Genomic DNA, 10,688 nt, shown 5'->3' on the forward strand with positions numbered 1-10,688 from the left:
GGCCCATTCACCCTTAAAAATGCGCGCCCTGTCAACCGCCTTGACGAAAAGCGGCCCGTGCCGTGACGTCACGCCGCGGATGGCACAGGGCAGCAGGAGGCGAAGCCGGTCTTGCTTTGCCGGAGCACGAGCCGAAATCATGGAAATAATTGCGTGGCCGGGGCTCAGTAGTCGCGTTCGAAGAAGACCCCGACGCCGCTGCGACCCTCGCTGTCGGTGCGGCCGCGAACCGAAACCGAAGGCGAAAGGTCCAGGTTCAGCGACACCTCGCTGCGGCCCTCGGCATCGACAGTCACGTCGGTATAGACGTTCTCCGTCAGATAACGCCCCACCCTGAGCGCTGCGGTGCCGTCATCGCCCGTGCTGATGTCCAGATCATCCAGTCCGAAACTCTCGCGCAGGTTGCCCACCAGCCCTTCACCGCCCCGCCCGGCCAGCGTGGCCACCGCCGAGGCAAGCTGTGCTGCCTGAAAGGGCGATAGGCGGCTCAGTTCGCGCCCAAATAGCAGCCGCGCGACGATTTCTTCCTCGGGCAGTTCCGGCGACGAGATGAAGCTGATCTGCATCGCGTCGGCCTCACCCGCGAAAACGATGCTGGCGGTGATGCCATCGGTCGTGGTCGTTGCCGTCAGCCGGATGAAGGGCACGAACCTTCCCTGCAAGCGTGCCACCCCGTCGCTGAGGGTAAAGCGCCGGCCAAGAATATCGAGCCGTCCGCGCAGCAGGGTGAACTCGCCCGACGGCACCACATCCAGCGTGGTGCCAGTCAGCCGCAGCGTGCCGCCCAGTTCGGCATCCAGCCCGCGGCCACGCACGAACACGCGGTTGGGGCTGGACAGGGCGACATCCAGGGTAAAGGCATTGGGCTCGCGCCCATCGGCACGGCGCCCATTGGCGATGACCCGCGCTGCGCGGCGGGTGGCCAGGCTGGCCGCGCTTTCGTTGACGTGGATAAGGTTGGGGATGTACTCGCCTGCGCCCAGCCCGCTTGAGGGTATGCGCACCTCGGTTCCGTCAAGGAACAGATCACCCGCGATACGGCCCTGGCTGCGCAGCAGCCCGCCGGTGATCGCCAGATTGCCGGAGACGCGGGTCTCGAAGATGCGGCGGTCGCTGATTCGGGCGCGGTCCAGCGTGACGGAAAGGTCGGCTGGCAGGACACCGGGCTGAAGCCCGATGCTGCCGTTGATCCCCAAGCTGCCACCGCCCTGCACCTGTGCTGCGGCATCGACCTGCATGGAACCGCCGCCAAGCTGCGCGCTGCCCGAAATTTCCTCAAGCGTCACGCCCTGCTGCGGCGCCACGGCGCGTGCGCCACTGGTCGTGACCGTACCCGACACGGTATCAAGCCCGGGGCGGCCCTGAATCCGCAGGTCGTATTGCGCCAGCCCCTGCACATTCACCGGCTCGTGAAACGGGTTGGACAGTGCCAGGTTGGCAGTGCCGGTTATTGCCAGGTCGGCCGTCAGGTCGCGCGCCATGTTGCCGGTGACACGCGCGTCTATCCCGCCCGGCCCGGTGCCGGAAAGGTCAAGTGCATAGCCATCGCCCGGCCCGTCGACGATCTGTCCGCCAAATGTGACCGGGCCGCGCAACTCCGGCACGATCAGCCCCAGATCGGCCAGCCTGACCGACAGATCCATCAGCCGCCGCGCGCCCTCTACCTCGGCGCTGGCCGAGGCGGTCAATTGCGGATTTTCCAACGTGAAACGGTCAAGCTCGAACAACTCGCCGCGCTGAAAGCCCGCGAGGCTGAGCTGACTGCGCCCGCGCCAGAGCCGATCCACCGGTCCCAGGCCCAGCGCCAGGTCACGGGCTTCAGCCTCGAGGGAAAGGCGCCGGTCGGAGCCATCGTCGAACAAATGTGCCTGCGCGTCGAGCGTGCCGCCATAGCCTGCGCCAAGCGCAGCGAGGTCGCTGAACCGGAACTCGGCCACCAGGTCGCTTGCTTTTTCAGCGATCCGACCGCGTGCCTCGGCCGAAAGGGCGCTGGCCGACAGCGCGAAATGCGCGATGTCGAAATCGCCGCCTTGATGCGTTGCATCCAGCCGAAGGGTGCTTTCCCCGCGAAGCAGCCGGTCAAGCTGCGCGATGCCGACTGTCAGATCCTGCCCCTCGGCGGTGAAATGAACGCTTTGCGCGCCGTCGGTATCGGCAAAGCGGCCTTCGGCGGCCAACGCACCGCCATAGCCTGCCCCCAGCACCGAAAGATCGGCCAGGTCGACCGTTCCGCTGACCCGGCTGTGCAGGCTGCCGATGAACCCGTCGAGATCGGCCTCGAGCTGTTGCGCCCGCAGGGCAAAACGGTCGATATGGGTGCCGTCGGCGTCGCGCCGCAGATCGGCCTCTATGCTGCTGGCCCCTTGCAGCAGGCGATCAAGCTCGGGCTGGTCGGCGCGCAGATCGCGGCCGTTGACCGACGCGCGCAGATCGAATGCCCCTGAAAACAGTTCCACATCGCCCTCGACCTGGCCCGAGAGCGCGCCGCCCAACTCGCGCCCGGCCAGCGCCGAGAAACGGTGCAATGCCAAAAGCCGCGCCTCAAGCTCTAACGCCATGTCCAGCCCGCGCAATTGGGCAGTACCGCTCAGCCCGTAATCGCGCCCCGACAGAACCAGCCGTTCGAGCGTGAGCGCTCCGCCCTGTTCCCAGTTCAGCCGGGCGTTGCCGCGCACCCTTTCGCCCAGCGCTTCGGCCAGGGCGGGGTCGCCGGGGGCCAGGCCTTCAGCGGCGAAATCGAAGGCTGCCGCCAGCCCGGGCACCGCGCCCGGCATACTGGCGGCGGTGATCTGCCCTTCGCCGGTCAGCCGCAGCAGCCCAATGCCCAGGCCGGGCCGCGAAAACCCGGCAACCGAGATGTCTCCGCGCCAGTCTTCGCCGCGCGCGGCATCGAAATCCAGATCGAGCCGTGCGCGGTCGATCCGGGTGCGCGGCCCCGCGGCGGGCAGCAGCACGGGGCGGCTTTCGGGGTCTGCTATTTCGCCATGCAGCTGGATCAGTTCGGGCAGCCCATCGGCGCCGATTGCGACATTCCCTATCAGCCTCAGCGCATTGGCGCGCAGGTCAAGCGTGCTCAGCTCCATCCGCCCGTCGGGAAAGCGTGCGCCTTCGGCCTCAACGCGGATATCCTCGCCGAAGAAGTCGCGAAACTCGGGCGCAAACAGCGGCGCGATATCACCGCCAAGCGCGGCGCGGAAACGTTGGGTGCGCGCGGCGGGGTCTTCGGCGTCGTCATCGCCCTCGGAAAGCAGCGCCACCTCGCCCGACAGGCGTTCCTGCCCGTCGGTTTCCAGCCCGATCTGCGCCACGAAATCATCAAGCAGCCCTTCGCCGGCAATCGACAGGGCGATATCGGGGCGGCCGGGGATGTTGAGCAGATTGGCCGCGATTCCGTCCTCGGCCTCGCGCACATGCAGATCGAGCGAGAGGATGCGCGTGGCGTTGCTGTAGGCCCCATCAAGCGTGAGTGCGCCCATCTCGCCATCGACACGCTCGATCGCGATATTTGCGCTACCCTCGCCACCGGCAAGCTGCGCGCCACCGTCAAGGGTGACGACCGCCTCTGCACCGAAAAGCGCCTCGCCCAGAACGACGCGCCCGGCCGATACCTGCCCGACCCGCAGCGAAACCGGCAGCTCGGGCAGGGCAAAAGGCGTGGCTTCGGGGCTGGGGCCTTGGCTGGCGCCCCAGCCGGGCATCCGCTCCAGGATGATTTCCTCGGCGGCAAGCTCGTTGACCTCGACCTGCCGGCGCAACAGCGCGGCGCGATTCCAGTCAAGCACCGCGCCGCGCAGGGTAAGCCACACACCGTCCTCGTCGGCGATGGTCATCTCACGGATGGTGGCGCGCGACGACAGTGCGCCCTCGAACCCGATGATGCGCACCTCGCGCCCTGCATCCGACAGGAAATCCTGCAAGGTCCGTGTCAGGAAGCTTGCGTCTTCCTCGTTGGCTGTCGCAGGCAGGGCCGGCACCAGGGCCAGCGACACGATCAGGACAAGTCTGGCGATGATCCGTTCCAGCATCAGAAGGCCTGCCCGATCCCGATATAGAGTTGCGCCCCGTCGCCGGTATCGCCGCGCACCGGAAAACCGACATCCAGCCGGATCGGACCGATGCCGGTGGCATAGCGCACGCCAAGCCCGGCGCCGGCGTGCCAGCCGGCGTTGCCACCAAAGCTGCCATCGCCCACGAGCCCGGCATCGGCGAAGCCGACAACGCCGATATTCTCGGTCACGCGCGCGCGCACCTCGGCCGAGAGTGCGGCAAAGCTGCGCCCGCCCGAGCCGACGCCGCCCACATTCACCCCCAGAGAGCGGTAAGGCTGGCCGCGCACGGTGCCGCCTCCGCCCGAGTAGAACAGGTAATCGCGCGGTGTCCCTTCGATGCTGGCCCCGACTACAGATCCAAGCTGCACCCGCCCGGCCAACACGAAGCCGCGTCCCGCGCCGACCCCGTAATAGGCACGCCCGTCAAGACGGAACTGCGCCCCCGAATCTGCGCCGGTGAGGCCAAGGAACGGTGTTGCCCGTGCATCGATATAGGTGCCCGAGGTGGCGTTTGTGTCGCTGTCGCGGCGATCCCAGTTCACGCCGATCGGCAGCGCCAGTGTGCTGCGGGTTCTGCGCCCTGCGGCATCTTCGGTGCGTTCGCGCAAGTACGCGATGCCGGCCTCGCCGGTCAGGCGGTCGGAAAAGAAATGCGTCACGCCCACATCGACGGTGCCCAGGATGGAATCGTAATCATCGACATCGACGGTGCGCAACTCGCCCCCGAAACTGAGCGTGGTCTCCGGCGTGAAGGTCGCCGGGCGGCTGAACCGTGCGGCAAAGCGATAGTCGCGCCCGCCACTGCTGGCACCGATGCGTCCGATCTCGCCGTCAAGGCGCAGCCGCTCGGCCCCGCCCAGCAGGTTGCGGTGCAGCCAGAAGGCGCTCAGCCGCACCCCCTCGACCGTGTCAAGCTCGGCACCAAAGCCGATCCGCCTGAGCGGCGCCTCGATCAGGGTGGCGGTGATGTCGAGCGTGTCGTCCGCGCCGATATCATCGGATTCGGACATGGCGACCGATCCGAAAGTGCCGGTGCGCCGCAGCCGGCGCGCGGCGCGCTCTATGGCCTCGGGGTTGAATACCTCGCCCTCGGGCAGGCCGGCGATCTGGCGGACCCGTTCGGCGCGCGTGCGCTCGTTGCCTTCGACGATGAGGCGGCCGAATCGCAGTTGCGGGCCGGGGGTGAAGCGCAGGAGCGCATCGAGCGTGGCATCGCGATGATCGGCAGTGATCCGGCTTTCCGCTTCGGTGGCCTTGGCATGACCTTGCGCGCGCCAGCCGTCGACCACGGCCTGCGCGGTATCGCGGATGATCGGGCTGCGCGCGGTGCGCCCCGGTGCGAACTCCTCGGGCAGATCCGTGCCGGGTGCCATCGGCACGACTTCGGCCCGCGCGAAGGTGAAGGCGGGGCCGGGATGCACGGTGATGCTGATTTCGCGGATGTCCTGCGGCAGTTCCAGCGGTGAAAAGGCCGCGGCTTCGCGCCCGTCGATGCGCACCTCGACCACACCCGAATAATGGCCTGCGGCATAAAGCGCGCCGACCTGCCGCCCGTATTCCGAGTTGGCAATGGCAAAGAGTTCCTGCGGGTCGTTGACGCCTTCGCGCCGGGCCTGAAGCAGCGGCGAGGCACCGCGCAGGGCCTCGACAAGCGCCTCATCCGCGCCCGGTGCGGAGAAACGTATCGCGTCGATTGCCCAGACTGGCATGGCCGCCGCCAGAAGCGCCGCAACTCCGAAGCCCTGCAGCCACCTCCGGCCTTTCTGAAACCGCCCCCGCTGACCCAATTCGCAACTCGCAATGAAACGCATGGGTGCAGTCTCGCATGTTGCGCCGCGGCCCACAATGCGCTTTGCCGTGTGTTGCGCGGTGCGCGCGCGGAACCTTGCCACCTGCGGGCCTGCCGGGGCCGCGGCCCTCAAACCCCGACCGTTCGGCCCTGACAGGCCGGGCCTGTCAGGGAGGATATTTTTGCCAAGAAGAAGTTGCCGCGCGCTTCAGACCAGGCGCGAGACCTCGACCGCGGCGCGCACGAAATCGGCAAAGAGCGGATGCGGCGCGAAGGGTTTCGATTTCAGCTCGGGGTGGAACTGGACACCGATGAACCAGGGGTGGTTCTGGTACTCGACGATTTCCGGCAACCGGCCGTCGGGCGACATGCCTGAAAATTTCAGCCCGGATTCCTCGAGCTTTTCCCGGTACTTGATATCCACCTCATAACGGTGGCGGTGGCGTTCCTCGATCTGGGTGCCGCCATAGATCCCGGCCACGCGCGACCCTTCGGCGAGAATGGCCGCATAGGCACCCAGCCGCATGGTGCCGCCCTTGTCGTCATCAGTGCTGCGCCGCAAGGTATGGGTGCCCTGCACCCACTCCTTGAGGTGATAGACAATCGGCGTAAAACGCCGCGCGCCGGCCTCGTGGTCGAACTCCTCGCTGCCTGCATCGCTCAGCCCGGCCATATTGCGCGCGGCCTCGATCACCGCCATTTGCATCCCCAGGCAGATACCCAGATAGGGAATCTTCTTTTCGCGGGCGAATTGCGCGGCCTTGATCTTGCCTTCGGTGCCGCGCTCGCCGAATCCGCCGGGCACGAGGATGGCGTGAAAACTCTCCAGATGCGGGGCCGGGTCTTCGGTCTCAAAAATCTCGGAATCGATCCATTCGGCGCGGACCCGCACGCGGTTGGCCATGCCGCCGTGGGTCAGGGCCTCCTTGATCGATTTGTAGGCATCCTCAAGCTGGGTGTATTTGCCCACGATGGCCACGCGCACTTCGCCCTCGGCATGGTCGAGCCGGTCCATCACGTCTTCCCAGCGTGACAGGTCAGGGCGCGGCGCGGGCGAGATGGCGAAAGCGTCCAGCACGGCCTGGTCCAGCCCTGCACGGTGATAGGCCAGCGGCGCCTCGTAGATCGATTTCAGGTCATAGGCCGGGATCACGGCATCGGGCCGCACATTGCAGAACAGCGCGATCTTCTGCCGCTCCTTCTCGGGGATCGGCTGCTCCGATCGGCAGACCAGCACATCGGGCGCGATGCCGATGGCGCGCAGTTCCTTGACCGAATGCTGCGTGGGCTTGGTCTTCAACTCGCCGCTGGCCGCAAGATATGGCAGCAGCGTCAGGTGCATGAAGATGCACTGGCCGCGCGGGCGCTCATGGGCGAACTGGCGGATCGCCTCGAAAAAGGGCAGCCCCTCGATATCGCCCACGGTGCCGCCGATCTCGCACAGCATGAAATCGACCTCTTCGGCGCCGACGGCCAGGAAATCCTTGATCTCGTTGGTGACGTGAGGGATCACCTGGATGGTCTTGCCCAGGTAGTCGCCGCGGCGTTCTTTCTCGAGCACGTTGGAGTAGATCCGCCCCGAGGACACCGAATCGGTGGCGCGGGCCGACACCCCGGTGAAACGTTCGTAATGGCCGAGGTCGAGGTCGGTTTCGGCGCCATCGTCGGTGACGAAGACCTCGCCATGCTCAAAGGGTGACATCGTGCCGGGATCAACATTCAGGTAGGGATCGAGCTTGCGCAACCGCACCGAAAAGCCGCGTGCCTGCAGAAGTGCCCCCAGCGCGGCCGAGGCAAGCCCCTTGCCAAGGCTGGAGACGACCCCCCCGGTAATGAAAACATAACGTGCCATTCGGCGGCGTCCCCCGTGCTATGGCGTGGTTCGGGCAGTGCTCCGAAAGCCTGCATCACGGGATTGGAGAAATACTCTATTCCCGCGCAGGCTGCAACCGCCCGCCCCAATATACTGTTGCGGTTTCTACTTGGCCCTCAAGGCGTGGTAGCTAGCGCCTCAGTCGGCGCGCGGCGGTGTAAGCGGTGCGTCGTCAGCCGGCGGCGGCAGCAGGTCGTCAGCCGCAGGCGGGGCCGCGGGTGCGGTATCTGATGCCGGCGGCGGTGTCGTCAGCCGGTCAAGCACCGAGGTGCTTGCCGAACGCTGTGCAGCCAGAATCGTCAGCGTGAGCGATGTCGCGATGAAGGCAATGGCCAGCGCCCAGGTCACCTTGCCCAGCGGCGAAAGTGCCGGCCGGCTGGCGCCTGCGGCACCGCCGCCGCCTCCGCCCATGCCCAGGCCACCGCCTTCAGAGCGCTGCAGAAGCACCACACCGATGATGCCCAGCGCCAGCAGAAGGTGAACGATCAGAACGACATTTTCCATCACACATGCCCAAATTGCCCTGCGCCCATTTAGGCCGATGAAAGCTGCGCCGCAACCCCCCGTGCCGGGGCGTGCCGGGCATTCATTCCGCCCGGTGCCGTGCGGGATGTCCTGTGTGCCCGCCCGATATGACCGATACGCAAGAAAAAAGGCGGTGGAAATTCCACCGCCTTCCCAGATTTCGGAACATTCCGAAAATCAGTTCGCAGCCACCGCAGCGGCAATCAGAACCAGCAGCATGATCGGCACGACGATGCCGGCCGACGATTTGCGGGTTTCTTCAACGATGATTTCCGGCTCGATAACCGGTTCAGCATATTTGCTGCCGTGGCCACCGGCGAAAGCGGTGGAAGCAGCGGCCGAAAGCACGGCGGCAAGAGCGATCTTCTTCATATCAACCTCCAGAATCTGCCCACGCCATGATTTAGTGAGGACGGCGCGGGCACCCAAGACTGTACCTCGTGAGAAACCTGAAAGCATCTTGAAAACTCAAATGCAACGGGTCTCGCACGCGATCAGGGGCAGTTTGCGCCGGCATCGTCAATTTGGCAACACCTTACATCACGAAAACGTGTGGAATCAGCCGCAAAACGCGCGATCCTCATGCAAAGCATGGCGAATTGGAGATGGCTCCAACCGCACCAGGCTGCGTAACCCCGGCCGAGGCGTCGCTGCTGCACCGCAAGGTAGCTGCCCGGAGCGTCGGTTGCCGCAGCGGTTCAGCCCCAGGGGCCGCCCGAAGTGCGGCGCTGCGCGCGGGGGTCAGGGCGCGCCTGGCCCGCCATCGCCCGGAGGGCGGCCACGCGGTTCTCGGTGGCGGGGTGGGTCGAGAAAAGCGCGTCGTGGCGATGCGCGTGTAGCGGGTTGATGATGAACATATGCGCCGTGGCCGGGTTGCGTTCGGCGACATTGTTGTCGATCCGTGCGGCGAAGGCCTGGATCCGCTCGAGCGCGTCGGCCAGCCAGTGCGGGTTGCCGCAGATCTCGGCGCCGATGCGGTCGGCCTCGTATTCGCGGCTGCGGCTGATGGCCATCTGCACCAGTGCCGCCGCCAGCGGAGCCAGAATCATCATGGCAAGTAGCCCGATGATCCCCAGCGGGTTGTCGCGTCGCCCGCCGAAGAACAGCGCGAAATTGGCCAGCATTGAAATCGCGCCGGCAAAGGTTGCGGTGATCGTCATGATCAGCGTGTCGTAATTGCGGATATGGGCAAGCTCATGTGCCATGACGCCGGCAACTTCCTCGCGGCTCAGCCGCCGCAACAGGCCGGTCGTGGCTGCGACGGCGGCATTTTCCGGGTTTCGGCCCGTGGCGAAGGCGTTGGGCTGCTCCGTCTCGATGATAAAGACAGCAGGCACTGGCATGTCGGCGCGGCGGGCCAGATCGGCCACCATGCGTTGCAGTTCCAGGCCGTCGCGCGTGTCGGCGGGGCGGGCGTTGTGCATCCGCAGGACCATCTTGTCCGAGTTCCACCAGGCAAAGGCATTCATGCCGCCCGCGAAAACCAGCGCAAGAACGACTCCGGTGCTGCCACCAATCAAGGCCCCCACGCCCATCAGCAGCGCGGTCAGCGCGGCCATCAGCATTGCCGTGCGGACGTAACCTTTTGTCATCGCGTCGAAACCTGTGCCTTGCCTGTCTGTCAATCCGGAATGATCAGATGGGGCGTGGCGCGCGGCTGTGCAAGGGCTGCCATGTCAGTTGCAGAGGTGATGCGCCAGCCGCCCGGTATCGCAACCCACGCCACCGATAGGGCCGGCGGAGGCGGGGAAAGGATCACTGTTCCACAACCGACCGTCGGCATCGGGCAGGCCGGCCGCGGCGCCAGCATGTGTGCGGATGGCGGTGCCGTCGCTTGACAGGGTCACGCCCATCAGTGTCGTGCGCCTGACATTGCCGGCATTGTCGATGGTCGTGCCGTGCAACGTGGTGCGGCTGATGCTGCCATCGGCGCAGACCGTGGTGCCGGTGAAGCCGGTATGACAGACAGTGCCCGCCGCAAGCGGGCTGGCCATCGCCAGAAGAAGCGCCAGCCCGAGCATCAGGGTCAGCTGCCCGGCCGGCCCCCTGTTTGCCGTGACCGAAGCAGCGCAATGCGCTTGCGCGTGTTGCCCTTGGCGCGGCAGCATGTTCCCCCCGGTCAAAATACTTCCCTTCCAATCCCGCGCAGGCTGGCAGGCCCGATAGCGGTGACGTGGCAGCATCCAGTTTGCCCTGGCAGGGTAAACGGTCTCTCTGCACGGGCACCATAAAATTTTTCGAACTGTGCCATGATCTTGCCACATTTACGGGCGCTGCGCGCCCGGATCAAGCACGCTTTCGGCCCATTGCCACACGAGCGCGGATCGGTCCGGGCAGCATGTCGCGAACACCGGCTGCGACATTTATGGCTTTTTATCAATGCGGTGCGCCTTTCGTGCCTGTTCCTCTCGCGCAGGGAGGCGGTATGCAGGCCAGCCGCTGCCCCCCCCCC

General features: G+C 66.1%; 7 protein-coding genes. All 7 read right to left on the bottom strand.

Annotated elements, in window-relative coordinates; genetic code table 11:
• Positions 1 to 164 precede the first annotated feature (164 nt).
• Positions 165 to 4,025, bottom strand: coding sequence for a translocation/assembly module TamB domain-containing protein (locus DQ229_RS14820; RefSeq protein ID WP_114967039.1), 3,861 nt, complete (start codon positions 4,023 to 4,025; stop codon positions 165 to 167).
• Complete coding sequence (locus DQ229_RS14825) at positions 4,025 to 5,758, bottom strand: autotransporter assembly complex protein TamA (RefSeq protein WP_238381123.1); 1,734 nt, start codon at positions 5,756 to 5,758, stop codon at positions 4,025 to 4,027. The genes DQ229_RS14820 and DQ229_RS14825 overlap by 1 nt, the downstream gene beginning before the upstream one ends.
• Positions 5,759 to 6,046: 288 nt before the next feature.
• Positions 6,047 to 7,690, bottom strand: coding sequence for a CTP synthase (locus DQ229_RS14830; protein ID WP_114967041.1), 1,644 nt, complete (start codon positions 7,688 to 7,690; stop codon positions 6,047 to 6,049).
• Between the two features lie 159 nt (positions 7,691 to 7,849).
• A complete protein-coding gene (gene secG / locus DQ229_RS14835) occupies positions 7,850 to 8,215 on the bottom strand; it encodes a preprotein translocase subunit SecG (protein WP_114967042.1) in 366 nt (121 codons plus the stop codon).
• Positions 8,216 to 8,413: 198 nt separating this feature from the next.
• Entirely contained in the window at positions 8,414 to 8,608 is a 195-nt protein-coding gene (locus DQ229_RS14840) for a hypothetical protein (protein WP_114967043.1), read from the bottom strand.
• A 326-nt stretch (positions 8,609 to 8,934) separates the two neighbouring features.
• On the bottom strand, positions 8,935 to 9,828 hold the full coding sequence (htpX, locus tag DQ229_RS14845) for a zinc metalloprotease HtpX (protein WP_114967044.1): 894 nt from the start codon (positions 9,826 to 9,828) through the stop codon (positions 8,935 to 8,937).
• An 84-nt stretch (positions 9,829 to 9,912) separates the two neighbouring features.
• The gene (locus tag DQ229_RS14850; protein ID WP_114967045.1) at positions 9,913 to 10,344 is read right to left on the bottom strand and encodes a hypothetical protein; all 432 of its coding nucleotides are present in this window, start codon (positions 10,342 to 10,344) and stop codon (positions 9,913 to 9,915) included.
• Positions 10,345 to 10,688 lie beyond the last annotated feature (344 nt).

The organism is Alkalilacustris brevis (genome assembly GCF_003350345.1).
Classification (GTDB): domain Bacteria; phylum Pseudomonadota; class Alphaproteobacteria; order Rhodobacterales; family Rhodobacteraceae; genus Alkalilacustris; species Alkalilacustris brevis.